Source organism: Antarctobacter albus (assembly GCF_900101505.1).
GTDB lineage: Bacteria > Pseudomonadota > Alphaproteobacteria > Rhodobacterales > Rhodobacteraceae > Antarctobacter > Antarctobacter albus.
In genome coordinates this window covers 45856-68432 of record NZ_FMZI01000018.1, presented here as the reverse complement: position 1 = coordinate 68432, position 22577 = coordinate 45856, and the positions used below count along the sequence as shown (strand labels likewise).

The window sequence follows — 22577 nt, the reverse complement described above, 5'->3', positions numbered from 1 at the left end:
CGGCGCCGGGCGACGCGCCTCAAAAAAGGCCCGGCGCGCGCTTGCGACGGCCCCCGCTTTGCATCAGAGTCCGCGCAATTTCAAATCCACGGGAAGGATCGACAATGCGCACAAGAGCCGCAGTAGCCCTGGAAGCGGGCAAGCCGCTTGAGGTCATGGAAGTGAACCTGGAAGGCCCCAAGGCCGGCGAGGTCCTGGTGGAAATCAAGGCGACGGGGATCTGCCACACCGACGAGTTCACCCTGTCGGGCGCCGACCCCGAGGGGCTGTTCCCGGCGATCCTGGGCCACGAGGGCGCGGGCGTGGTGCTGGAGGTCGGCCCCGGCGTGACCTCGCTGAAGCCGGGCGACCATGTCATCCCGCTTTACACCGCCGAATGCCGCCAGTGCGAATACTGCCTCAACCCCAAGACCAACCTCTGCCAGAGCGTGCGCGCGACACAGGGTCAGGGCCTGATGCCAGACGGCACCTCGCGGTTTTCCATGCTCGATGGCACGCCGATCCTGCACTACATGGGCTGTTCGACCTTCTCGAACCACACGGTTCTGCCCGAGGTCAGCCTGGCCAAGATCAACCCCGACGCGCCTTTCGACAAGGTCTGCTACATCGGGTGCGGCGTCACCACCGGCATCGGCGCGGTGATCTATACCGCCAAGGTCGAGATCGGGTCGCGCGCGATCGTGTTCGGCCTGGGCGGCATCGGCCTGAACGTGATCCAGGGCCTGCGGCTGGCAGGGGCGGATCAGATCGTCGGCGTCGACCTGAACCCCGACAAGAAGGCGATGGCCGAGAAGTTCGGCATGACCGATTTCGTCAACCCCAGCGAGGTCGAGGGCGATCTTGTCCCCTACCTGGTCGACCTGACCAAGGGTGGCGCGGATTACACCTTTGACGCGACGGGCAATGTGAACGTCATGCGCACGGCGCTGGAAGCGGCGCACAAGGGCTGGGGCGAGTCGATCATCATCGGCGTGGCGCCCGCCGGGGCCGAGATTTCCACCCGTCCGTTCCAGCTGGTCACGGGCCGCACCTGGCGCGGCACCGCCTTTGGCGGCGCGCGCGGCCGGACCGATGTGCCGAAGATCGTCGACTGGTACATGGACGGCAAGATCGAGATCGACCCGATGATCACGCACACGCTGACGCTGGACGAGATCAACAAGGGGTTCGACCTGATGCACGCAGGTGAATCGATCCGGTCGGTCGTCGTCTACTGATCGGGGCGGCGGGGTGAACCCCGCCCTGCGATTCCGGAAGCGCCGGTCCTTGAGGGGCCGGCGTTTTCGTTTGGGGGGACCTCCTGCGCGGCGGCTCGGGAACGTATCGCGACGCTCTGCTCCATTTGGTCCGCCATCTTTCCCTTCCCGGAAAACCGTCCTACCCTGCCCCGAGACCAGCAAAGGACGGCCCATGCGCAACAAGATCCGCGAGCTCTATGTCGGTGAGAGCGACCGGGCGCACAGGTTCCGCTACGCGCTGTTGTTCTTTGACATCGGCACCATCCTCTTCGTGATTGCCACCTCGTTCACCCAGCACGGCCCCTTCGTCGAGGCGGTGGACGCGGTGTTCGGCGTCATCATCCTGGCGGAGTTCAGCGCGCGGTTCTGGATCTCGACCAACCGGGTGCGGCTGATGACGCGGCTGGTGACGATTGCCGATCTCATCGCCATCGTCTCTTTCCTGGCGCCGCTGGCGGGTGAGGGGCTGGGATTCCTGCGGGTGATGCGGACGCTGCGACTGTTGCACACCTACCACCTGTCGGCCCAGCTGAAGCGCGACTTTGCCTATTTCCGCCGCAACGAGGACGTGGTGCTGGCGGTGCTGAACCTGGGCGTCTTCATCTTCATCATGACGGGGCTGGTCTATGCCACGCAGTATACCTTCAACCCGCAGATCCAGAATTATGCCGACGCGCTCTATTTCACCGTCACGGCGCTGACGACCACCGGGTTCGGGGATATCACGTTGCAGGGTCAGGTGGGGCGGCTGATCTCGGTCGTCGTGATGATCTTTGGCGTCACCCTGTTCCTGCGGCTGGTGCAGGTCCTGATCCGCCCCAACAAGGTGCGCGAGGAATGCGAACAGTGTGGGCTGGTGCTGCATGACGCGGACGCGGTGCATTGCAAGCACTGCGGCGCGGTGATCCATATCAGGACGGAGGGGCAGGCGTGATCATACGCGAGGCCGTCGAGGCGGACCGCGCGGCGGTCTGGACCATGCTGGAGCCGGTGTTCCGCGCCGGCGACACCTATGCCATCGACCCCGACATCCCGCGCGACGCGGCGCTGGACTACTGGTTCGGGCCGGAACGGCATGTCTTTGTCGCCGAAGATGCGGGCGAGCTGCTGGGCACCTATTACATGGTGCGCAACCAGAAGGGCGGCGGCAGCCATGTCTGCAACTGCGGCTACGTCACCGCCGCGGCGGCGCAGGGGCGCGGCGTGGCGCGGGCGATGCTGGCGCATTCGCTGGACATGGCGCCGCGGCTGGGGTTCCGCGCGATGCAGTACAACTTTGTCGTCTCGACGAACACGCGCGCGGTGGCGACCTGGCAGCGCGCGGGGTTCGAGGTGGTGGGGCGCCTGCCGGGCGCCTTCCTGCATCCCGATCAGGGATATGTGGACGCGCTGGTGATGTACCGGATGTTGTGAGGGCCGGGTGGCTGCGGCGCGCGATTGCTATCACACTGCACCCGGATGGCCCTACCGGGGCGAAAAGGAGGCTCAATGGCCGACAATACACTTTTGGCGGTGCTGATCGACGCCGACAACACTTCGCCGAAATACACCAAGGCGATCTTTGACGAGATCGCGATCCTGGGCGAGGCCAGCGTGCGGCGGTGCTACGGCGATTTCTCCAGCCAGCAGATGGCGGGCTGGAACAAGGTGCAGGCGGATTTCGGCATCGTGCCGCATCACTCGCCCGCCAATACCGTGGGCAAGAACGCCAGCGACATCGCACTGGTGATCGACGCGATGGACCTGATGCACACGGGCCGTTTCGACGGGTTCGTGCTGGTCAGTTCGGACAGCGATTTCACGCGGCTGGCCAGCCGTATCCGCGAACAGGGGCTGGATGTCTACGGCATGGGGATGCAGAAGACGCCGGACGCCTTCCGCAAGGCCTGCAAGCGCTTCATCTTTCTCGAGAACCTGGATTCGGCGCCCGAGAAGGCCTCGGGCGGGAAGCCCAAGGCCAAGACCGACCTGACGCAGGCGCGTGACCTGATCTTCAAGGCGATGGAATCCATCGACCAGGACGACGAGTGGTATCGCCTGGGGGACATTGGCCAGGTCATCACCGCCGCCAACCCGGATTTCGACACCCGCAGTTACGGCAAGCGCAAGCTGTCGGACCTGGTCGCGGAGCTGAAGGTTTTCGAGACCAAGCGCAGCACCAGCGGCAACCAGCTTTTGCTGCGCCGGGTCGACTGAGCGGGACCGCAGGGAACCCCAAGCCCGCCTCGTGCGTTGATCCTGACGCCGCCCCGGAGGAGGTCCGGGCGGCGTGTCTTATCGTCAGGACATCAGAGGAGGATGGACTCATGGATGCGATCAAGGCGACGGAAATCGCACATGCCCTGTACCGGGCGCATGGCGGCAAGGCCGAGGCGGAAGCCGCACAGCGGGAACGGCAGTCCCGCGATGACGGCAACGAGCGCGAGGCCGAGAACTGGCGCGCGATCCGGGGCAGCATCCGCCAGATGCGCGGCGCCAACCAGAGCTGACCGGCGGATGCCTCTCAGCGCCCTGTCAGGGCCACCAGCTGGTGACCGTGGCGATAATCGCGCTGACCGTGACGATGCTGGCGGTGGTGGAAATCAGGATCGAGGCCGAGACGCGCTGCGGCGCGATGCCGTAGTGCTGTGCCAGGATAAAGACGTTGCCCGCCACCGGCAGCGCGGCGGCAGAGACCGCCACCGAGGCGCGGTAGGCGTCGACCGGGAAGAAGACATAGACCCCCAGCCCCACGAAGAGCGGATGCAGCACCAGCTTGGCAAAGCTCAGCCAGGCGGCGATCTGGATACGCTCGGCGGATTTCGACGCCAGAGAGGCGCCGATGGCAAAGAGCGCGCCGGGCGTGGCGGCATTGCCCAGGGTGGTCAGGAAACTGTTGGCCGCCTCGGGCACCGGCAAACCGCTGGCCGAGACCATCAGGCCCAGCCCGATGGAGACGATCATCGGGTTTTTCAGCAGGCCCAGAAGCAGTTTCCACAGGATGCCCAGCCCCATGTGGCCCTCGCGCGCGCCGGTCACAAGGAGCGTCAGCAACGAGGAAAAGACAATCAGGTCGATGGAGAGGATCAGGATGATCGGGCCCACGGCCTCTTGCCCCAAAAGCAGCGCCAGCATCGGCACGCCCAGGAAGCCGGTGTTGCCGATGGCCGCGCATTGCGCCTCGATCGAGGCGGTGGGCACGTCCAGCCCGCGCAGGAAGGCCACCGCCATGCCCAGCCCCCAGGTGACGGCGGTGCCCCAGAGATAGGCGCTGGCCAGGCGCGGCTCGAAGATCTCTTCGAAGCGCAGGTTGGCCGAGAACCGGAACAGCATCGCCGAGAGGGCGAAGAAGAAGACGAACTTGGTCAGCGCGGCGCTGGCCTCTTCCGAGAAGAACCGCGATTTCGCGGCGCCATAGCCCAGCCCGATCAGGCCGAAGAAGGGCAGTGTCTTGAGGAAGATGTCCAGCATGTCGTTGCTGTAGCACGGGGGGCGGCGGGGTCAACGGCGATGGGACTGCCCCAGCATTCGTGGCGGGGCCACCGTGCTGCCGCCGCGTCAGGGGCGCGCGCCGTTGACAGCCATGCCCCTCGCCCCGGATCATGAGGACATGACACCGGGGAAGGCCTTTTTGACGACAGAGGAGATTCGCAGCCTCTCGGCCCGTTCCGACCTTTGGGGCGCGGCGCTGCTGTTGCATTGCTGGGCGCTGATCCTTGGCGCGCTGGCGGTGTTCCTGTGGTGGCCCAATGCGCTGACCTTCGTGCTCGCGGTCATGGTGATCGGGTCGCGGCAGCTGGGGTTGGCGATCCTGATGCACGAGGCGGCGCATAATGCGCTGTTCAAGTCGCGGAAACTGAACGAGTTTGCCGGTGTCTGGCTTTGCGGGGCGCCGATCCTGGCGGACCTGGCCAGCTACCGGCACTATCACCTTATGCACCATCGCCACACGCAGACCGAGCAGGACCCGGACCTGCGCCTGTCGAAACCCTTTCCGACCACCCGCGCCTCGCTGCGGCGCAAGCTGATCCGGGACATCACCGGGCAGACGGGGATCAAGCAGCGGGCGGCACAGGTGATGTTCGCGCTGCGGCTGGTGGGCGAGACCGAGGGCGTCAGCAGCCAGGACCTGGCGCAGGCTTTTCACGGGCCGGTGCTGACCCGGGCGCTGGTGGCGAACGGGGTGCTGTTCGCGGTGTTCTGGGCGCTGGGCGGCTGGTGGCTGTGGGTCGCGCTGTGGCTCTTGCCGCTGCTCACGTGGTTCCAGATGGTGCTGCGTATTCGCAATATTGCCGAACATGGCGCGGTCGAGTTCTCGGAGGATCCGCTACGCAACACGCGCACCACCCTGGCCGGCCCGCTGGAGCGGCTGTTCCTGGCGCCCTACTGGGTGAATTACCATCTCGAACACCACCTGGTGATGCATGTGCCCGCGCATAATCTGCCGCGCCTGCACGCGATGCTGCGGGACAAGGGGGTGACGGGACGGATGATGCTGGCGGAGGGTTATGCGCAGGTGCTGCGCGCGGCCTCGGCCCGGACGGCCTGACCGGGGCATGGGCTACAGGCGGCACCAGTTCATGACCCTGCCGGCCGAGGGCCGCGCCGAGCTGTGGCGGCTGGCTGTCGGGCTGGTGCTGATCGTGGTGATCTGGTTCGCCCTTGCGCGCGGTGTGATCGCGGTGCTGGGCAGCCTGATGGCGGATGACGCCTACCTGACCTTGCTGGACAACCTGCAGAGTGGTGACACCCCCGGCAGCCTGACCCTTGTGCTGTTGCTGAGCGGGGCGCTGTGGATCGCCGCGATGGCGGTGGCCGAAATCCTGCACAAGCGGCCGGGGCGCAGCCTGCTGGGCCCCTGGCCGCTGTTCTGGCGCGATTTCCTGCGGGTGACATGGGCGGTGGCGCTGCTGAACGCCGCGCTGTTGCTGTTGCCGCCCTGGGACTTCCACGCATCGACGGTGCCGGGCCTGCCCGCGAACACCTGGATGCTGTTCCTGCCGACGACCCTGGTGGCCGTGCTGGTCCAGACCGGCGCCGAAGAGGTCTTTTTCCGCGGTTATTTCCAGTCGCAGTTGGCGGCGCGTGTCCGGCATCCGTTGATCTGGCTGGGCTTGCCCTCTGTGGTTTTCGGCTTTGGCCATTACCTGCCGGGGGTCTATGGTGGCAATGCGGCGCTGATCGCGGCCTGGAGCGCGCTGTTCGGGCTGGCGGCGGCGGACCTGACGGCGCGGGCAGGCAACCTTGGTCCGGCGATCGGGCTGCATTTCGTCAACAACTTCATGGCCTTCGCGGTGACCTCGATGCAGGGGGACATGTCGGGCCTGGCGCTGCGGCAGATGCCCTTTGGTCCCGGCGACGAGGCGGCGGTGGCGGCGGTCTTGCCGCTGGACCTGGCGCTGATCGGGGTCAGCTGGCTGGCGGCACGGGTGGCGCTGCGGCTGTAGCGGGCGGCGGGGTGAACCCCGCCCTACGCCCGTGGCAGGGGTTTGACCCTGCGGGCGAGGCCGCTGGCTTTGGCTGATTGCAATTCCGGGGCGGCTTGCCTATTTCTCGCCCATCCTGGAACCGGCGCGAGCACTTCATGAACTGGATCACCAATTACGTCCGCCCCCGGATCAACTCGATCTTTTCGCGCCGCGAGGTGCCGGAGAACCTGTGGTCCAAGTGTGACGGCTGTGGCACGATGCTGTTCCACCGCGAGATCAGCGACAACCTGAACGTCTGCACCAACTGCGGACATCACATGCACATCACGCCGCGCGACCGATTCCTGGCTCTGTTCGACGGCGGCGTGTTCACCGAGGTCGCGGTGCCGGAACCGCTGGCCGACCCGCTGCATTTCCGCGACCAGAAACGATACCCTGACCGGATGAAGGCCGCCCAGAAGGCCACCGGCGAAAGGGAGGCCATGCTGGTGGCCGCCGGAGAGATCGGCCGCACGCCCATCGTGGCCGCCGCGCAGGACTTCAGCTTCATGGCGGGGTCGATGGGGATGTATGTCGGCAACGCCATCATCGCCGCCGCGCAGGAGGCGGTAAAGCTGGGCCGCCCGCTGGTGCTGTTTTCCGCCGCCGGGGGCGCGCGGATGCAGGAAGGCATCCTGAGCCTGATGCAGATGCCGCGCACCACGGTCGCGGTGCAGATGCTGCGCGAGGCGGGGCTGCCCTACATCGTCGTGCTGACCCATCCGACGACCGGCGGCGTGACCGCATCCTATGCGATGCTGGGTGACGTGCAGATCGCCGAGCCGAACGCGCTGATCTGTTTTGCCGGGCCGCGGGTGATTGAACAGACGATCCGCGAAAAGCTGCCCGAGGGGTTCCAGCGCGCGGAATACCTGCTGGAACACGGGATGCTGGACCGGGTGACGGACCGCCGCAAGATGCGCGAAGAGCTGATCGTCATCACCCGCATGCTGATGAAGATGCCGCCGGCGACCTGGGGCGACCTGCCCGCGCCCGGCCCGGACGATCTGAAGCCCGCCGCCGAGCCGAACGCGGCACTGGACGATTCCGCGGAGTGATCTCCGCCTTTCGATAGGTTCTCCCAAGATGACCGTAGCCGCGCCTGGGTCCGACCAGTTGCTGCAGCGCATGATGACGCTGCATCCCAAGATCATCGACCTGACGCTTGACCGGGTCTGGCAGCTGCTGGAGGCCCTGGGCCACCCGGAGGAAAAACTGCCGCCGGTGATCCACCTGGCGGGCACCAATGGCAAGGGATCGACCCAGGCCATGATCCGCGCCGGGATCGAGGCGGCGGGGCAGACCTGCCACGCCTATACCTCGCCGCATTTGGCGCGGTTCCACGAACGCATCCGCCTGCGCGGCGAGCTGATTTCCGAACAGGCCCTGACCGAGGTTCTGGATGAATGCGTGAGTGCCAATGGCGGCGCGTCGATCACCTATTTCGAGATCACGACCTGCGCCGCCATCCTGGCGATGAGCCGGGTTCCGGCGGATTACGTTCTGCTGGAAACCGGGCTGGGCGGGCGCCTGGACGCAACCAACGTGGTGGCGCGTCCGGCGGCGACGGTGATCACGCCGATCTCGATGGACCATGAACAGTACCTGGGCGACACGCTGGCGCGGATCGCCGGGGAAAAGGCCGGGATCATCAAGCGCGGCGTGCCCTGCGTGGTCGGCCCGCAACCGGACGAGGCGCTGGAGGTGATCGAGGCGCGGGCCGAGGCGCTGGGCGCGCCCTTGCTGGCGCAGGGGCAGCACTGGCACGCCTGGGAAGAGCGCGGACGGCTGGTGTTCCAGGACGAGAACGGCCTGCTGGACCTGCCAATGCCGGCTCTGCCGGGCGCCCACCAGATCGAGAATGCGGGCGCGGCGCTGGCGGTGCTGCGGCACTTGGGGCTGGGCGAGGCGGCTTTTGAAGGCGCCATGACCCAGGCGACCTGGCCCGCGCGGATGCAACGGCTGCGGCAGGGGCCGCTGGCCGAGATGGCGCCCGAGGCGGAGTTGTGGCTGGACGGCGGGCACAACCCGGCGGCAGGCAAGGCGCTGGCCGCGCACCTGGGCGGCTTGCCAGAACGTCCGACCCACCTGATCTGCGGGATGCTGAACACCAAGGATGCGCGCGGCTTCCTGACCCCGCTGGCGGCGGTGGCGGACAGCCTGACGGCGGTGAACATCCCCGGCGAGGCCAACACCCTGTCCGCCGAGGACACCGCCCGCATGGCTGCGGACTCGGGCCACCGGGCCTTGATGGCCGAGGACGTGGGCGCGGCCCTGCGGGCCATCGTGGCAGAGACGCCAGAGGCAAGGGTGCTGATCTGCGGATCGCTGTACCTGGCCGGCTCCGTCCTGCGCGACGGGATGAGCTGACACGGCGGCATGTGCCGCCACGGATCACGCCGAATCAGGTTCTTGATTCGGCTTGATTTCCCCAGAAAGTTGTAGACCGCGAATCACTTTGTCTTGACTGATTCGCAGCGCTTTGCCTATATTTGCCCAAGCTGCCACGCCGAAACACACGGGGATGACGTGTTTCGCCGTATCTTGGGGACAATTCGAAATGCTGCACAAAATGCGCCGCGCATTTGCGCTCGGACTCTGTCTGCTTGCCGCGCCCGCCCTTGCCCAGGACGTCAAGATCACGCCGGACGCGGCCTATCGGTCGATCTGGGTCAACGGCGAGAACATCGTGATCGAGCGCATCCAGGATACCTCACACCGGCTGGAAACCGAATTCACCAAGACCTCGCGGCCCTGTCCCCCGTTCTGCATCCACCCGATTTCCGCCGGCAAGGGCGTGACCACCGTGGGCGAGATCGAGGTGATGGATTTCCTGGAAACCAAGGTGTCCAAGGGGTCGGGCCTGCTGATCGACAGCCGGCTGCCGGAATGGTTCGCCAAGGGCACGATCCCGGGGGCGGTCAATGTGCCCTTTTCGACGCTGGAGCCGGAAAACCCCTACCGTGACCAGATCCTGGAGGCGCTGGGCGCCCGCAGGCTGGGCAGTCGCTGGGATTTCTCGGATGCGCTGGACCTGCTGATGTTCTGCAACGGGCCGTGGTGCGACCAGAGCCCGCGCGCGATCCGCAACCTGACCGACGCGGGCTATCCGCCCGAGAAGATCCAGTACTATCGCGGCGGGATGCAGCTGTGGCTGCTCCTGGGCCTGACCGTCAAGGTTCCGGCCTGATGGCCGTGCAAGGGGGAGGGGGCGCCAGATGATCCGGATCATCCTGTTCAGCATCGCGTTCGTGGCCGTGACCGCCGCCCTGATCGTGTTCCAGCCGGGGGCCGCGCATATCCGTGACCGGATGGCGGCAGAGCCGGACATGGTGACACGCGCCGCGACGGCGCCGGATCCGTTGCCGCGCGCTCTGGCCCGGTCGGTCGAGGCGCCGCAGGCGGCGGGCACGGCCCCGGCTCCGACACCGCAAGTGAACCCGGCGCTGGCGATTGCGGCGGCGGTCAAGGCCTCGCAGGCGCCGGCGGGTGATCCGGCGTTCACGACCGCGCTCTTGTCCGAACTGGGCAAGGCCCCGGCGGCGGGTGCCGAGGGGGATGCGCTGATGGCCATGACGCAGGACGTGTTGGCCAACCTGACCGGCGGTGCCAAGGGCGCCGGTGCGCCGGACTCCGGCGATCTGCAGACGCTGGTGGTGCAAGCCCTGCGGCAGGGGCAATCAGATGCCTACCTGGACGCGCTGCTGAACGAGGCGCGCGACAGCGGCCGGATCGCGGTGCCCGAGGCGCTGATCACCTCGGACGGCAAGGTGGACACGACGACCCTGCTGGCGACCCTGGTGCAACGCTCGGTGGGGGCGACCAAGGTTCCGGCGGACAGCGGGCTGGTGGGGGCCGAGCCGGAGGTGACGCGGCCCCGTGCCCGTTCCCTTGCCCGGGCCGAGGTCTATACGGTGCAGCCGGGCGACAGCCTGGCGGCGATTTCCTACCGCTTTTACGGCGACACGATGCAGTACACGGTGATCTACGATGCCAACCGCGACAAGATCACCACTCCGGACAAGATCCGGGTGGGCCAGCAACTGACCATCCCGGTTTTGTGACCAAGAAGACTACAGGCAAGCAACGAGCATAAGACTGGGGCCGGTTCTGCCGGCCCCATTTTTTTGCGCCCTTGGGGGGACCTCTGTCAGGTGGACCATTCGGCGGCCTGCATCTCGCGCAGGCGGCTGGCGGTGCGTTCGAACTCGAAACTGCCCTCGCCTTCGACGTAGAGCATTTCTGGCTGCGCGGCGGCAGAGGCGATCAGCTTGACCCGCGCCTCGTAGAGCGTGTCGATCAAGGTGACGAAACGCTTGGCCTCGTTGAAGTTGCGTCGCGACAGTTGCGGGATGTTCTCGATGATCAGGACCCGCACGCTTTCGGCCAGCTTGAGATAGTCGGCGGGGCCCAGCATCCGGCCGCAGAGGTCAAAGAAGGAGGCCCGCGCGACACCGTTGTGATAGCGCGGCAGTTCCACCTCGCGGCCCTTGACGTGCAGGGTCAGGGTTTCCTCAAGTCCGTGAGTCAGCTCTTCCCACAGGGCGTCGATCTGGCTGCGGGCCTCGGCATTGGCGGGGGTGAAAAAGACCTGCGCGCCGGCCAGCCGGTCTTGCCGGTGGTCGCGGTCCGAGGCCAGCTCGCGCACCACCATGCGCTCCTTGAGGAAGGCGATGAAGGGCAGGAACAACTGCCGGTTCAGGCCATCCTTGTAGAGATCGTCCGGCAAGCGGTTCGAGGTGGTGACGACGGTGGTGCCGCCGTCGAACAGCGCCTCGAACAGGCGGCCCACGATCATCGCGTCGGCGATGTCGGTGATCTGCATCTCGTCAAAGGCCAGCACGCGCACCTTGTCGCTGATGTCCTTGGCGACGGGCTTGATCGGGTCCTCGGCGCCCTGGCTGCGCAGGGCGTGAATCGCGGCCTGGACCTCTTGCATGAAGGCGTGGAAATGCACCCGGCGCGCGGGCACGTCCAGCGTGTCGACAAAGAGATCCATCAGCATGGACTTGCCCCGGCCGACGCCGCCCCAGAGGTACAGGCCCTGCGGCGCCTCGATGGTCTTGCGGAAAAAGCCGCGCTTGACCGGCTGCGCCAGATCGGTGCGCAGCCGTTCCAGTTCGGGCAGGACGGCGGTCTGCGCCTCGTCCGGCTTGATCTTTCCCGACGCGACGCGGGATTGGTAGACGTCTGTGACAGTGGCCATGCCCTCGCATAGCCAATGCGCGGGGCCTTGTGTAGAGGCGCCGTGCAGCTTGCGGGGGGACAGGGCGGCGTGGCAGGGTCGCTCGGTGGCGGTGACAGGCAGGGGGGACGCGGATGGAGGACGAGGAACGGCTGGCGGATGAGCTGCGCGAGGTGCTGCAGCACGTCAAGATGAACCGCCGCGACGGCCTGTCCTTTCTCAACCTCTCGAACCCCTGGTTCCTGGCAGAGCTGCCCGACTGGCTGGGTCGGCTGGACTGGATCACCTGGCTGGACCTGGAAGGCACGCGGATCACCGACCTGGCGCCGCTGGCCCGCCTGACCCGGATGGAGAAGCTGGACCTGCGGGGCACGCCGGTCACGGACCTGTCGCCGCTGTCGGGCATGACCCACCTGCGCAACCTGTTCCTGGAGGGAACGGAGGTCGTGGAGCTGTCGCCCCTGGCGGGCCTAGGGCGGTTGCAAGAGCTGTGGCTGGACGGCACCGCCGTCACCGACCTGTCACCCCTTGCGCGGTGCCGGGGGCTGCGCCAGCTGTCGATCCGGCGCACCGGGGTGACGGACCTGTCGCCGCTGAAGGGGCTGCCGGAGCTGGCGGTGCTGGATCTCACCGGATCGCAGGTGCAGGATCTGCGCCCGGTCCTGGGCCTGCCGGCGCTCTGCGAAGGCGAGGGCGAGGTGGGCATTTCCTTCGAGGAGACGCCTGCCGCCCTGCGTGACCGGGCACTGGCACGGATCGCGGAGACCGAGGACCCGGAGGTGCGGGCCAGCGATCTTGTCGATCACCTGACCGGCGGCGCGCGGCTGACCGGCTGGCGCGGCGACGCATAAGGAATTCTGAACCGAACCATCACGCATTCGAGTTTGACGCCGGGCGTCGAACGGGCGACTTCTCGGCGCCCGTGTTCCGGAGTTTTTATCATGTCGTCCCGTGCCCCGCTTTTCACCCCGGTCCTGATCGTCGGCTGCATCATCATCCTTGTCAGCTTTGCCGTCCGGGCCAGTTTCGGGGTCTTCCAGATCCCCATCGCCGAGGAGTTCGGCTGGGCGCGGGCCGAGTTCAGCCTGGCCATCGCGATCCAGAACCTGGCCTGGGGCATCGGCCAGCCGCTGTTCGGCGCCTTTGCCGAGCGGCTGGGCGACCGGGTGGCCATCATCCTGGGCGCGGTGATGTACGCCATCGGGCTGGTGCTGTCGGGCCTGTCGAGTGACCCGTTTTCGCTGCAGGCGCTGGAGGTGCTGGTGGGCTTCGGTATCGCGGGCACCGGCTTCGGTGTGATCCTGGCGGTGGTGGGCCGGGCGTCCAGCGCCGAGAACCGGTCGATGTCGCTGGCGATTGCCACGGCGGCGGGCAGCGCCGGGCAGGTGGTTGGCGCGCCGGTGGCCGAGGCGCTGCTGTCGCTGATGGCCTGGCAGATGGTGTTTTTCGTCTTTGCCGGCGCGATCCTGGCGGTGCTGCTGACCCTGCCCCTGATGCGGGCGCCGGCGGCCTCGAAAACCGAGATCGAGGAAAGCATGGGCGTGATTCTGCGCCGGGCGTTCCGCGATCCCTCTTTCTCGCTGATCTTCATCGGGTTCTTTTCCTGCGGCTACCAGCTGGCCTTCATCACGGCGCATTTCCCGGCGCTGGTGACGGAGATGTGCGGGCCGATCGCCGTGGGCGGCACGCTGCATTCGCTGGGGGTGACGACGACCTCTGCGCTGGGGGCAGCCTCGATCGCACTGATCGGGCTGTTCAACATCGCCGGGACGCTGACGGCGGGCTGGCTGGGCAATCTCTTTCCGCGCAAGTACCTGCTGGCGCTGATCTATACCGCGCGCACGGTGGTCGCCGCGGCCTTTATCCTGATGCCGATCACCCCGGGCAGCGTTCTGGTCTTTTCGGCGGTGATGGGCTCGCTCTGGCTGGCGACGGTGCCGCTGACCTCTGGCCTGGTCGCGCATCTTTACGGGCTGCGCTACATGGGCACGCTGTATGGCGTCGTCTTCTTCAGCCACCAGGTCGGCGGGTTCCTGGGGGTCTGGCTGGGCGGGCGGCTGTATGACGCGACCGGGGATTACACGATGGTCTGGTGGATCGGCGTGGGCGTAGGAGCGTTGAGCGCGCTGGTGCACCTGCCGATCCGGGAAAACCGGGCGTTGCCAGTGCCTGTGACGGCCTGAGGACAAGGGGGGCGCTGCCCCCCGGCTCTGCGAGCCTCCCCCGGAGGTATTTTTGGCCCAAAGAAACGCCGGGTGGTCAGAGGTCGAGCGCGCGGGCGAGTTGATCCGTGTGGGTATAGGTGAGGCCGTGGCCGGCGCCGTCGATGACCTCTTGCCGGGCGGTGCGGTTCCACTGGGTCAGCGTTGCCAGGGCACTGAGCGGGATCACCTTGTCCTCGCGGCCCCAGACCGCCGTGACGGGGATTCCGGCCCCGGCGATTTTCCGGTGTTCCTCTTGCAGGGGCGCGCGCAGAACGCCGCGCAGCGAGGACAACACCGAACGCAGTAAACCGCGCCGGTCGAGCTGGGCCAGTTGCAGGTCCGCGATCCCCTGAACCGAAGAGGGCAGGGCGCGCTCTGCCTCGATGCCCGCGCGTAACTGGCGGGGATAGCCCATGTGGAAGAGCCAGTCGCCCAGGAGAGGCACGCCGGTGTTGAAGCGGGCGATCGGCCCGAGATCGTGGCCCATGCCGGCGGGCGCCACGAGGGCCAACCGGTGCACGCGGTCCGGATGCGCGGCGGCAAAGCAGGTGACGATGGCGCCGCCCATCGAGTAGCCCACAAGGGTCACGGGGGTGTCGATCCCCTCATGCTCCAGCAGGTCGGACAGTTGCCGGGTGAAGAAGGCGCCGGTCTGGCGGCCGCGCGGCGCGTCGGAAAAGCCGCGCCCGTAGAGATCGTAGCTGAGTACCCGTGCGCCTGCGGCGGTCAGGTGCGGGATCAACCCGCGCCAGACGAAGGAAGGGGTGGTCAACCCGTGGACGCAGACGACGACCGGGGCGTCCTCGGGGCCGGACCACTGGTAGTGGGTGCGCCCCTGAGACAGTACGGCGAATTGCCCGGGGGCGCTGATCTGCAGGTCGGGGGTCCTTTGGCGGCGGGTTTCGCGCCAGGCGGGCAGAGCGGCGGCGCCGAGCGCGGCAAGCGCCAGCGCGCCGCCGAGCAGGGTCATGCCGCTTGCCAGGCGTCGAGGATGTAGCGCGCGCACATCAGGTCGAGATGGGCGCCGCCACCGTTCTTGAACAGGGTGATCTCTTCGTCGCTACGGCGGTGGAAGAGTTCCGGCGCATAGTAATCGGCGACGATGTCATGGCCGGTGATCAGCCCGTTGGTGAAGGGGATCTTGAGCTCTCCGATATGGGCCAGCGTGGTGTCGTAGCTGTCGACAAAGAGCCGCGCGCGCTTGATGGCGGTGTCGTCGGCCTCGCGCATGTCGGGGCGGTAGGCGCCGATCAGGTCGATGTGCTGGCCGGGGCGGAACCAGTCGCCTTTCAGCAGGGGGTTGGTGCTCATGGTGGCGGAGGTGACGATGTCGGCAGCGCCCACCGCCTGTTCGAGATCCTCGGCCCAGGCGATGCCGCGCTCTTCGGCGAAGGCGCGGGCCTTGTCGGGGGTGCGGTTCCAGACGGTGAATTCGGCCTCGGGGAAACCGGCGGAATAGGCCTGGTGAAGCGATGCGCCCACGGTGCCCGCACCGACGATCAGGATCTTGCGGCTGTCGGGGCGGGCCAGTTTCAGCGCCGCGCAGAGACTGTCGCCTGCGGTCTTCCACTTGGTGACAAGGTGGAAATCCACCACCGCGCTCAGGCTGCCGTCACCGTCGTCGAATAGGTTCACCGCGCCGCCGATCATCGGCTTGCCCTTACCGGGGTTGCCGGGAAAGACCGTGGCCGCCTTGACCGCGATGCCCAGCCCGTCGATCCAGGCCGAGCGATTCAGCAGCGTGTCCTTGCCGCGGTAGAGAAAGACATCCTCGATTTCCGCCTTGGGGCGCTGGTGGCCCGCGTCGAAAGCCCGCGCGAGGCCCAGCCAGTCGAGGTTTTTCTCGCCGTCTTCGAAGGGGATGATGGTGGTCATTGCGCCTCGCTTTCAGTCAGCAGGCCCTCGGCGACGAGCCTTTGCGCCCAGCCGTCGGGTCCGGTGAAATGATGGGTGTGCCAGCCGCGCGCGGCGGCGGCGGCGATGTTGTCGGCGCGGTCGTCGGTAAAGAGCAGCGCCTGACCGGGCAGGCCAAGTTGCGTTTCGACCTGTTGGTAGATCTCGGGCTCGGGCTTGATGACGCCCATGTGGCCGCTGACGAAAGCCTGATCGAATTCGTTCAGGAAGTCATAGGCCGGAGTGGCGATTTCCCATGTGCCGATGCCGAAATTGGTCAGCGCGTGGACCGGCGTGCCTTTGGCCCGCAGCGCCCGCATCACGCGGACGGAACGGGGAATGGCGGGTTTCGCCATTTCCAGCCAGTCGTCGTGCCAGAGGCGGATTTCCTCGCCCCATTCCGGGGTTTTCTCTGCCCAGTCGTAGACCGTGCCGCGAAAATCGCCGCCGCGGTCGATCACGTCGTTCATGCCGTGAAGGTCCAGTTGGGCGAACATGGCGCGGCGCCGGTCCTCGCCGATCCGTGCGTCGTAGTAACGTTCGGGCTGCCATTCGATCAGCACGTTGCCGATGTCGAAGATCACCGCCTTGATGGTCATGTCCTTGTTTTCCCTGCCTGCCGGACGGCCCGTTCCAATGCGTCGAGGAAACGGCTGCGGTCGGCCTTTGTAAACCCCTTGCCCGAGCCCTGCCGAAAGGGATCGGCGGCGCGCAGATCGCTCATCAGGTCGCGCATGGCCAGTTGCGCGCCGATGTTGGCCTGCGTCAGCGCAGAGCCGTCCGGGCGCAGCACCTGCGCGCCGGCCTCGACGCATTTGGCGGCCAGGGGGATGTCATTGGTGATGACCACGTCGCCGGGGCCGGCGCGGTCGGCGATCCACTTGTCGGCCTCGTCGGGGCCGTCGGGGACGATCTGCAGGCTGACCAGCGGGTTGCGCGAGGGGCGCAGCCCGCCGTTGGCGACCAGCACCATCGCCAGCCTGTGCCGGGTGGCGACGGTTTCGGCCTCTGCCTTGACCGGGCAGGCGTCGGCGTCGACGTAAAGCGTCATCGCACGGCCCCGCCCGGAAGGAGGTCCCGGCGCAGGGCCGGGACGGGGTCACGCATGGAGCGCCTCGGAGTGGAAGGCAACGTGGTCTTCCATGAAGGTCGAGACGAAGAAATAGCTGTGGTCATAGCCTTTCTGCATCCGGAAGACGCCATCCTGGCGGCGGGCGGCCATCGCTTCGGCCAGGCATTCGGGTTTGAGCAGATCGAGGAACTGGTCATCGCCGCCCTGGTCGATCAGCACCGGCCCGTCAAAGCCCTTGTCCCGCATCAGCAGGGTGGAATCATGGGCCGCCCAGGTCGACTCATTCGCGCCCAGGTAGGCGCCCAGCTGCTTGCGGCCCCAGTCGCTGGCGGAGGGGTGGGTGATCGGCGCAAAAGCCGAGACGCTGGCGAAACGGCCCGGCAGGCCCATCGCCAGGGTCAGCGCGCCATGCCCGCCCATCGAGTGCCCGGTGATCGCCTGCCGGCTCATGTCGAGCGCGAAATTTTCGCCCACCAGCGCAGGCAGTTCCTCTGCCACGTAGTCCCACATGTTGAAATGCGGCGCCCAGGGGGCCTCTGTCGCGTTGACGTAGAAACCGGCGCCCTTGCCCAGATCGTAGGCCTCGTCGTCGGCCACATCGTCGCCGCGCGGCGAGGTGTCGGGAAAGATCAGCGCCAGCCCGTGTTCGGCGGCCCAGCCCTGTGCGCCCGCCTTGACCATCGCGTTTTCATGCGTGCAGGTCAGCCCGGAGAGATACCAGAGCACGGGCACCGGCACATGCGCCGCCTCTTCGGGCAGGAACAGGCCAAAGGTCATGTCGCATTTGCAGGCGTCGGAGGCATGCGTGTAAACGCCCTGGGTTCCGCCAAAGCATTTGTTTTCGGATACGGTCTTCATCGTGTCTCCCAGCGCGCCCGCCGGGGGCGCTTGTCATGTTCCGTAGCGTGCCATGAAGGTTTCGACGGCACCATCCACGACTCGTGCGATGTCGTCATCGCTGAAACTGGACTGAATGCCAAATATGATCTTGGGCCAGAGGTCCGCCTTGCAGAGTTCCGCGAACTGGTCCGAGGCCAGCGTCATGTCGTCGATCTGCAACTCGCCGCGTTCGCAGGCGGCGGTGAGATAGTCGGTCATCACGCGGCGCATGATCATCGGCCCGCTCTGGTAGAACTGGCGGCCAAGCTCGGGGAAGCGGTCGGATTCGGCGACGCAGATCCGGAAGATCCGCTGCCCCATCTCGGAATAGAGAAAGCCAAGGAACTTGCGCCCGGCGCGGGCGAGGACCTCACGCGGGGGGCGGGTGAGGTCCATCGTCAGCAGGGCCTGGTCGGCCTGGTTGCGGCACTGGGCGCTGGCCACCTCGATGAAGAGCAGGCGCTTGTCGGGGAAATAGCTGTAGAGCGTCGCCTTGGAGACGCCCGCCTCGCGCGCGATGTCGTCGACGCTGGCGCCTTCGAAGCCGTCACGCAAAAAGATCTCGCGCGCGCCATCGACCACCTGGTCGAACTTGCGCCCTTTCCGGACCGCCGATTGTGTGTTCATTGCGCCCCTCTCTTTCGCAGGGTTGATTATAGACTGCTCGGTTCAGTTTGGGCAAGGAATGCGCGGCGTCACTTGCAGACCTGCGGCCCCGCGCAACCCTGCGAGGACATGTCGGGATGCGGCTGTGGCGCGGGGAAGGTGAGGTCGGGCAGGAAGACCGGGCCGACGTCGGCCAGTGCGGGACCGGTGACAAGGGCAGCAGCGGCGGCGAGGGCAAGGAGGATGCGTTTCATGACTGGCTCCATCTTGGAAATCGAACCGAACGGTTCAGTTGAATAAACTATACGGTTCAGTTTGATTTGCAAGAGGCAGGCAACGAATGCGGCAGATTGGCCAACCGCGGGACTTGGCGCTTGCGCTTGGGCAAATGCTGACTACTGTTTAGAATAATTCTAAAACGAGGCCCAACATGCTTTACATGGGAAACCGCCGCCGCTTTCGTGACCTCTCGGAACAGGAAGTGCTGGCACTTGCGATCTCCTCGGAAGAGGATGACGCACGCATCTATCGCAGCTTTGCCGAACGCCTGCGGGCGGACTACCCGGACACCGCGGCGGTCTTTGACGGTATGGCCCAGGAAGAGGACGGCCATCGCCGCGCCCTGATCGACCTGCACAGCGCCCGGTTCGGAGAGGTGATCCCGCTGATCCGCCGCGAACATGTGGCGGGGTACTATGCCCGCCGCCCCGTCTGGCTGACCGAAAACCTGTCGCTGGAACGGATCCGCGACGAGGCCGCCAGCATGGAGCGCCAGGCGGAGCGGTTCTATCACATGGCGGCGCAGAACGCGCAGGACGCGGATACCCGCAAGCTGCTGGGTGACCTGGCCGCGATGGAGGCGAAACACGAGGACCGGGCGCACGAACTGGAAGCCGAGCACCTGGGCGGAGAGGCCCGGGACGAGGAAGACGACCGCGCCAAGCGGCAGTTCGTCCTGACCTGGGTGCAGCCGGGGCTGGCGGGGCTGATGGATGGGTCGGTCTCGACCCTTGCGCCGATCTTTGCCACCGCCTTTGCCACCCACGATCCCTGGACGACTTTCCTGGTCGGGCTGGCCGCCTCTGTTGGCGCGGGGATCTCGATGGGCTTTACCGAAGCTGCTTCGGACGATGGCGAGTTGTCGGGGCGCGGGTCGCCGACGAAACGCGGCATCGCCTCTGGCGTGATGACCACGGTGGGCGGGCTGGGCCATGCGCTGCCCTACCTGATCCCGCATTTCTGGACCGCGACGACCATCGCCCTGATCGTCGTTTTCATCGAGCTTTGGGCGATTGCCTGGATCCAGAACAAGTTCATGGAAACGCCGTTCCTGCGCGCCACCTTCCAGGTTGTCCTGGGCGGGGCGCTGGTCTTTGCCGCCGGGGCCTTGATCGGCTCGGGGTGACAGCCGGTTTGGGACGGTGGGCGCCGCTCTTTCAGCCAGCTGAAATTCGCCCCGCCCGCCGTCCCACCGGACGCCTGCCGCCGGAGGCCCCGCTGGTATACCAAGCGGCGCTTGACGCTTGTGCCGCTTTCGGGGCTTGGTTATTCCAAGAAAAACCCACTCCACGGGAGGAGCCAAGCCCATGCTCAAGCGTCCATTCGACAAGACCAAACTGCCCAGCCGCCATGTCACCGAAGGCCCGGCGCGCGCACCGCATCGGTCGTTCCTGTACGCGATGGGGCTGACCGAGGAAGAGATTCACCAGCCGCTGGTCGGCGTGGCCACCTGCTGGAACGAGGCCGCGCCCTGCAACATCGCGCTGAACCGGCAGGCGCAGGCGGTCAAGCTGGGCGTCAAGGAAGCCAGCGGCACCCCGCGCGAGTTCACCACCATCACCGTGACCGACGGCATCGCGATGGGCCACGAGGGCATGCGTGCCTCGCTGGCGTCGCGCGAGGCCATTGCCGACACGGTGGAACTGACCATGCGCGGCCATTGTTACGATGCCATCGTGGGCCTGGCGGGCTGTGACAAGTCGCTGCCGGGGATGATGATGGCGATGGTGCGCCTGAACGTGCCCTCCGTCTTCATCTACGGTGGCTCGATCATGCCGGGCCGGTACAAGGGCAAGGACATCACCGTCCAGGATGTTTTCGAGGCGGTGGGCAAGCACCAGGCCGGTGCCAACAGCGACGAGGAGCTGCGCGCCATCGAGAAGGCGGCCTGCCCCTCAGCCGGCGCCTGCGGCGGCCAGTTCACCGCCAACACGATGGCCTGCGTCTCCGAGGCGATCGGCCTGGCGCTGATGAATTCCTCGGGCGCGCCGGCGCCGTATGAAAGCCGCGACGCCTATGGCACCGCGTCGGGCATTGCCGCGATGCACCTGCTAGAACAGAACATCCGCGCGCGCGACATCGTCACGCGGAAATCGCTGGAGAACGCGGCGCGTGTCGTCGCCTGTACCGGCGGATCGACGAACGCCGGGCTGCACCTGCCCGCCATCGCGCATGAGGCGGGGCTGGAATTCTACCTCGACGATGTCTGCGAGATCTTCCGCGACACGCCCTATTTCGTCGACCTCAAGCCGGGCGGCAACTACGTCGCCAAGGACCTGTACGAGGCGGGGGGTGTCCCGGTGGTGATGAAGGAGCTGCGCAAGGCGGGCCTGATCCACGAGGACTGCATGACCGCCAGCGGCCGCGCCATCGGCGAAGAACTGGACCTGATCGAGCGCGAGGCCGACGGCAAGGTGATCTATCCCATCGAGACGCCGATCACCCAGACCGGCGGTGTCGTGGGCCTGAAGGGCAACCTTGCCCCGCAGGGCGCCATCGTGAAGGTCGCGGGCATCGCGGCCGAAGACCAGGTCTTTACCGGGCCGGCGCGGGTGTTCGAATGCGAAGAGGACGCCTTTGAGGCGGTCAAGATACGCGGCTACAAGGAAGGCGAGGTCATCGTCATCCGCAACGAGGGTCCGGCGGGCGGCCCCGGCATGCGCGAGATGCTGGCCACCACGGCGGCACTGTCCGGTCAGGGCATGGGCAAGAAGGTGGCGCTGATCACCGATGGCCGGTTCTCGGGCGCGACGCGGGGGTTCTGCGTCGGTCACGTCGGCCCCGAGGCGGCGCATGGCGGACCGATCGCGCTGGTGCAGGACGGTGACGTCATCACCATCGACGCGGTGAACGGCGCTATCTCCGTCGACCTGACCGACGAGGAACTGGCCGCCCGCAAGGACGCCTGGTCCGGCCCCAGGGAGACGATCTACGCCTCCGGTTCGCTGTGGAAATACGCGCAACTGGTCGGCGAGACCTACAAGGGCGCGGTGACCCATCCCGGCGGCGCCGCCGAGAAACACGTCTACGCGGATCTCTGACCCGGTGGCGGCGCGCAGCCTCATGACGTGCGCCGCCGGCGCGCTGTTCCTGGCCGGTTGTCTAAACACCCTGCCGGGGTCGAACCCAGATGGCGCCGACGCCGAGGCGCTCGCGGGTCTTGCGGCCTTCTTTGCCGGAGGGGGCGGGCAACGGCGGGCACCGCTGGCCAAGGCCAGCCTTGCCGGGGGCGATGTGGTGGTTGCCGGGCCCGATGGCTATTGCCTCGACCCGGAGTCCAAGCGCGCGGGGCCGGAACGCGGGTTCGCGGTCATCGCCTCGTGCCATATCCTCAGCGGCGGACAGGCGGGGCGTCCGGTGGCGCCGGTGCTGGTCACCGTCACGGTGGGGCCGCGCGGCGATACCACGGACCTGCCCACGCCGCAGGCGCTGGCGCAGGCGGCGGGGGCCGAACTGCTGGATGGCGATACGCGGCGGGGCCGTGTCACGGCGCATCTTTCCAGCGGCGGCGACACGATGTTCGAGGGCAGCGACCCGCGCTATTGGCGGGCGGCCTTCCTGCAGGGCGGGCGCCTGGTCGGGCTTGCGCTTTACGCCCCGCGCGGCAGCGCGCTGGCGGGCGACCGGGGCGAGGCCATGCTTGGCCGGGTCAGGGACAATATTTCGCGTCTCAGCCCCAAGGAGGCCGGTGCCGCGCAGCCGAAACCGGCAAACGGCATGCTGGGGCGTTTATTCAATCGTTAGGATTTGCCAGAATAGTTTCCGATACGGAAA

25 protein-coding genes are annotated in these 22577 nt (G+C 66.9%); 16 read left to right on the top strand and 9 right to left on the bottom strand.

Annotated features, from left to right (window positions below):
• Window positions 1-104 precede the first annotated feature (104 nt).
• From BLQ71_RS22865 to BLQ71_RS22845, 5 genes are all read left to right on the top strand, one after another.
• Window positions 105-1217, top strand: coding sequence for an S-(hydroxymethyl)glutathione dehydrogenase/class III alcohol dehydrogenase (locus BLQ71_RS22865; RefSeq protein WP_043146052.1), 1113 nt, complete (start codon window positions 105-107; stop codon window positions 1215-1217).
• Window positions 1218-1410: 193 nt separating this feature from the next.
• The gene (locus tag BLQ71_RS22860; protein WP_069210750.1) at window positions 1411-2172 is read left to right on the top strand and encodes a potassium channel family protein; all 762 of its coding nucleotides are present in this window, start codon (window positions 1411-1413) and stop codon (window positions 2170-2172) included.
• Between the two features lie 44 nt (window positions 2173-2216).
• Window positions 2217-2651, top strand: coding sequence for a GNAT family N-acetyltransferase (locus BLQ71_RS22855; protein ID WP_198548589.1), 435 nt, complete (start codon window positions 2217-2219; stop codon window positions 2649-2651).
• A gap of 75 nt (window positions 2652-2726) precedes the next feature.
• A complete protein-coding gene (locus BLQ71_RS22850; RefSeq protein WP_043146049.1) occupies window positions 2727-3434 on the top strand; it encodes an NYN domain-containing protein in 708 nt (235 codons plus the stop codon).
• Window positions 3435-3544: 110 nt separating this feature from the next.
• Window positions 3545-3727, top strand: coding sequence for a hypothetical protein (locus tag BLQ71_RS22845; RefSeq protein ID WP_043146046.1), 183 nt, complete (start codon window positions 3545-3547; stop codon window positions 3725-3727).
• A gap of 25 nt (window positions 3728-3752) precedes the next feature.
• Here the strand turns inward: BLQ71_RS22845 and BLQ71_RS22840 are convergent, their stop codons facing one another.
• Window positions 3753-4688 (bottom strand): AEC family transporter, encoded by a 936-nt coding sequence (locus BLQ71_RS22840; protein ID WP_074623374.1) that lies wholly within the window; start codon window positions 4686-4688, stop codon window positions 3753-3755.
• Between the two features lie 139 nt (window positions 4689-4827).
• Here BLQ71_RS22840 and BLQ71_RS22835 point away from each other — a divergent pair, with 139 nt between their 5' ends.
• The 6 genes from BLQ71_RS22835 (at window position 4828) to BLQ71_RS26715 (ending at window position 10749) form a co-directional block, all read left to right on the top strand.
• Complete coding sequence (locus BLQ71_RS22835; protein ID WP_074623401.1) at window positions 4828-5766, top strand: fatty acid desaturase family protein; 939 nt, start codon at window positions 4828-4830, stop codon at window positions 5764-5766.
• A gap of 31 nt (window positions 5767-5797) precedes the next feature.
• Window positions 5798-6664 (top strand): CPBP family intramembrane glutamic endopeptidase, encoded by an 867-nt coding sequence (locus BLQ71_RS22830; protein ID WP_229754875.1) that lies wholly within the window; start codon window positions 5798-5800, stop codon window positions 6662-6664.
• 137 nt (window positions 6665-6801) lie between these two features.
• Window positions 6802-7743, top strand: a complete 942-nt coding sequence (gene accD, locus BLQ71_RS22825; protein ID WP_043146039.1) for an acetyl-CoA carboxylase, carboxyltransferase subunit beta — start codon at window positions 6802-6804, stop codon at window positions 7741-7743.
• Between the two features lie 28 nt (window positions 7744-7771).
• Window positions 7772-9055 carry a bifunctional folylpolyglutamate synthase/dihydrofolate synthase gene (locus tag BLQ71_RS22820; protein WP_043146035.1) on the top strand — a complete coding sequence of 428 codons (1284 nt, stop codon included), beginning with the start codon at window positions 7772-7774 and terminating at the stop codon, window positions 9053-9055.
• Between the two features lie 190 nt (window positions 9056-9245).
• Window positions 9246-9875 carry a rhodanese-like domain-containing protein gene (locus tag BLQ71_RS22815; RefSeq protein ID WP_043146034.1) on the top strand — a complete coding sequence of 210 codons (630 nt, stop codon included), beginning with the start codon at window positions 9246-9248 and terminating at the stop codon, window positions 9873-9875.
• Between the two features lie 28 nt (window positions 9876-9903).
• Window positions 9904-10749, top strand: coding sequence for a LysM peptidoglycan-binding domain-containing protein (locus BLQ71_RS26715; protein WP_074623373.1), 846 nt, complete (start codon window positions 9904-9906; stop codon window positions 10747-10749).
• Between the two features lie 86 nt (window positions 10750-10835).
• On the opposite strand, the gene zapE is transcribed toward BLQ71_RS26715, so the two are convergent.
• Complete coding sequence (gene zapE / locus BLQ71_RS22805; protein ID WP_069210743.1) at window positions 10836-11891, bottom strand: cell division protein ZapE; 1056 nt, start codon at window positions 11889-11891, stop codon at window positions 10836-10838.
• 113 nt (window positions 11892-12004) lie between these two features.
• Here zapE and BLQ71_RS22800 point away from each other — a divergent pair, with 113 nt between their 5' ends.
• Both BLQ71_RS22800 and BLQ71_RS22795 read left to right on the top strand, forming a co-directional pair.
• The gene (locus BLQ71_RS22800) at window positions 12005-12721 is read left to right on the top strand and encodes a leucine-rich repeat domain-containing protein (RefSeq protein WP_074623372.1); all 717 of its coding nucleotides are present in this window, start codon (window positions 12005-12007) and stop codon (window positions 12719-12721) included.
• Window positions 12722-12811: 90 nt separating this feature from the next.
• Entirely contained in the window at window positions 12812-14053 is a 1242-nt protein-coding gene (locus BLQ71_RS22795) for an MFS transporter (protein WP_074623371.1), read from the top strand.
• 76 nt (window positions 14054-14129) lie between these two features.
• Here BLQ71_RS22795 and BLQ71_RS22790 read toward each other — a convergent pair whose 3' ends face one another.
• The 7 genes from BLQ71_RS22790 to BLQ71_RS26515 form a co-directional block, all read right to left on the bottom strand.
• On the bottom strand, window positions 14130-15044 hold the full coding sequence (locus BLQ71_RS22790; protein ID WP_088702487.1) for an alpha/beta fold hydrolase: 915 nt from the start codon (window positions 15042-15044) through the stop codon (window positions 14130-14132).
• On the bottom strand, window positions 15041-15949 hold the full coding sequence (locus tag BLQ71_RS22785; protein WP_074623370.1) for an ornithine cyclodeaminase family protein: 909 nt from the start codon (window positions 15947-15949) through the stop codon (window positions 15041-15043). Before BLQ71_RS22785 ends, BLQ71_RS22790 begins: the two co-directional genes overlap by 4 nt.
• Window positions 15946-16566 carry an HAD family hydrolase gene (locus BLQ71_RS22780; protein ID WP_043146026.1) on the bottom strand — a complete coding sequence of 207 codons (621 nt, stop codon included), beginning with the start codon at window positions 16564-16566 and terminating at the stop codon, window positions 15946-15948. The genes BLQ71_RS22785 and BLQ71_RS22780 overlap by 4 nt, the downstream gene beginning before the upstream one ends.
• On the bottom strand, window positions 16563-17018 hold the full coding sequence (locus tag BLQ71_RS22775; RefSeq protein ID WP_043146023.1) for a YaiI/YqxD family protein: 456 nt from the start codon (window positions 17016-17018) through the stop codon (window positions 16563-16565). The genes BLQ71_RS22780 and BLQ71_RS22775 overlap by 4 nt, the downstream gene beginning before the upstream one ends.
• Before the next feature lie 48 nt (window positions 17019-17066).
• Window positions 17067-17897 carry an S-formylglutathione hydrolase gene (fghA, locus tag BLQ71_RS22770; RefSeq protein WP_069210738.1) on the bottom strand — a complete coding sequence of 277 codons (831 nt, stop codon included), beginning with the start codon at window positions 17895-17897 and terminating at the stop codon, window positions 17067-17069.
• 33 nt (window positions 17898-17930) lie between these two features.
• Window positions 17931-18545, bottom strand: a complete 615-nt coding sequence (locus BLQ71_RS22765; protein ID WP_074623369.1) for a TetR/AcrR family transcriptional regulator — start codon at window positions 18543-18545, stop codon at window positions 17931-17933.
• Between the two features lie 68 nt (window positions 18546-18613).
• A complete protein-coding gene (locus BLQ71_RS26515) occupies window positions 18614-18778 on the bottom strand; it encodes a hypothetical protein (RefSeq protein WP_157903885.1) in 165 nt (54 codons plus the stop codon).
• 176 nt (window positions 18779-18954) lie between these two features.
• Here BLQ71_RS26515 and mbfA point away from each other — a divergent pair, with 176 nt between their 5' ends.
• The 3 genes from mbfA (at window position 18955) to BLQ71_RS22750 (ending at window position 22547) form a co-directional block, all read left to right on the top strand.
• A complete protein-coding gene (gene mbfA, locus BLQ71_RS22760) occupies window positions 18955-19929 on the top strand; it encodes an iron exporter MbfA (RefSeq protein WP_043146017.1) in 975 nt (324 codons plus the stop codon).
• Between the two features lie 181 nt (window positions 19930-20110).
• Window positions 20111-21844 (top strand): dihydroxy-acid dehydratase, encoded by a 1734-nt coding sequence (gene ilvD, locus BLQ71_RS22755; RefSeq protein WP_074623368.1) that lies wholly within the window; start codon window positions 20111-20113, stop codon window positions 21842-21844.
• Between the two features lie 22 nt (window positions 21845-21866).
• Entirely contained in the window at window positions 21867-22547 is a 681-nt protein-coding gene (locus BLQ71_RS22750) for a dihydroxy-acid dehydratase (protein WP_229754874.1), read from the top strand.
• Window positions 22548-22577 lie beyond the last annotated feature (30 nt).

Bases quoted from the DNA above. Each gene is read 5' to 3' on its own strand.
- BLQ71_RS26715 (WP_074623373.1), top strand. From the start codon at position 9,904: ATGATCCGGATCATCCTGTTCAGCATCGCGTTCGTGGCCGTGACCGCC.
- BLQ71_RS22855 (WP_198548589.1), top strand. From the start codon at position 2,217: ATGCTGGAGCCGGTGTTCCGCGCCGGCGACACCTATGCCATCGACCCC.
- BLQ71_RS22835 (WP_074623401.1), top strand. From the start codon at position 4,828: ATGACACCGGGGAAGGCCTTTTTGACGACAGAGGAGATTCGCAGCCTC.
- BLQ71_RS22775 (WP_043146023.1), bottom strand. From the start codon at position 17,018: ATGACGCTTTACGTCGACGCCGACGCCTGCCCGGTCAAGGCAGAGGCC.
- fghA (WP_069210738.1), bottom strand. From the start codon at position 17,897: ATGAAGACCGTATCCGAAAACAAATGCTTTGGCGGAACCCAGGGCGTT.
- BLQ71_RS22845 (WP_043146046.1), top strand. From the start codon at position 3,545: ATGGATGCGATCAAGGCGACGGAAATCGCACATGCCCTGTACCGGGCG.
- BLQ71_RS26515 (WP_157903885.1), bottom strand. From the start codon at position 18,778: ATGAAACGCATCCTCCTTGCCCTCGCCGCCGCTGCTGCCCTTGTCACC.
- ilvD (WP_074623368.1), top strand. From the start codon at position 20,111: ATGCTCAAGCGTCCATTCGACAAGACCAAACTGCCCAGCCGCCATGTC.
- zapE (WP_069210743.1), bottom strand. From the start codon at position 11,891: ATGGCCACTGTCACAGACGTCTACCAATCCCGCGTCGCGTCGGGAAAG.
- BLQ71_RS22780 (WP_043146026.1), bottom strand. From the start codon at position 16,566: ATGACCATCAAGGCGGTGATCTTCGACATCGGCAACGTGCTGATCGAA.
- BLQ71_RS22830 (WP_229754875.1), top strand. From the start codon at position 5,798: ATGACCCTGCCGGCCGAGGGCCGCGCCGAGCTGTGGCGGCTGGCTGTC.
- BLQ71_RS22865 (WP_043146052.1), top strand. From the start codon at position 105: ATGCGCACAAGAGCCGCAGTAGCCCTGGAAGCGGGCAAGCCGCTTGAG.
- BLQ71_RS22795 (WP_074623371.1), top strand. From the start codon at position 12,812: ATGTCGTCCCGTGCCCCGCTTTTCACCCCGGTCCTGATCGTCGGCTGC.
- BLQ71_RS22790 (WP_088702487.1), bottom strand. From the start codon at position 15,044: ATGACCCTGCTCGGCGGCGCGCTGGCGCTTGCCGCGCTCGGCGCCGCC.
- BLQ71_RS22765 (WP_074623369.1), bottom strand. From the start codon at position 18,545: ATGAACACACAATCGGCGGTCCGGAAAGGGCGCAAGTTCGACCAGGTG.
- BLQ71_RS22785 (WP_074623370.1), bottom strand. From the start codon at position 15,949: ATGACCACCATCATCCCCTTCGAAGACGGCGAGAAAAACCTCGACTGG.
- BLQ71_RS22800 (WP_074623372.1), top strand. From the start codon at position 12,005: ATGGAGGACGAGGAACGGCTGGCGGATGAGCTGCGCGAGGTGCTGCAG.
- BLQ71_RS22840 (WP_074623374.1), bottom strand. From the start codon at position 4,688: ATGCTGGACATCTTCCTCAAGACACTGCCCTTCTTCGGCCTGATCGGG.
- BLQ71_RS22820 (WP_043146035.1), top strand. From the start codon at position 7,772: ATGACCGTAGCCGCGCCTGGGTCCGACCAGTTGCTGCAGCGCATGATG.
- mbfA (WP_043146017.1), top strand. From the start codon at position 18,955: ATGCTTTACATGGGAAACCGCCGCCGCTTTCGTGACCTCTCGGAACAG.
- accD (WP_043146039.1), top strand. From the start codon at position 6,802: ATGAACTGGATCACCAATTACGTCCGCCCCCGGATCAACTCGATCTTT.
- BLQ71_RS22860 (WP_069210750.1), top strand. From the start codon at position 1,411: ATGCGCAACAAGATCCGCGAGCTCTATGTCGGTGAGAGCGACCGGGCG.
- BLQ71_RS22750 (WP_229754874.1), top strand. From the start codon at position 21,867: ATGACGTGCGCCGCCGGCGCGCTGTTCCTGGCCGGTTGTCTAAACACC.
- BLQ71_RS22850 (WP_043146049.1), top strand. From the start codon at position 2,727: ATGGCCGACAATACACTTTTGGCGGTGCTGATCGACGCCGACAACACT.
- BLQ71_RS22815 (WP_043146034.1), top strand. From the start codon at position 9,246: ATGCTGCACAAAATGCGCCGCGCATTTGCGCTCGGACTCTGTCTGCTT.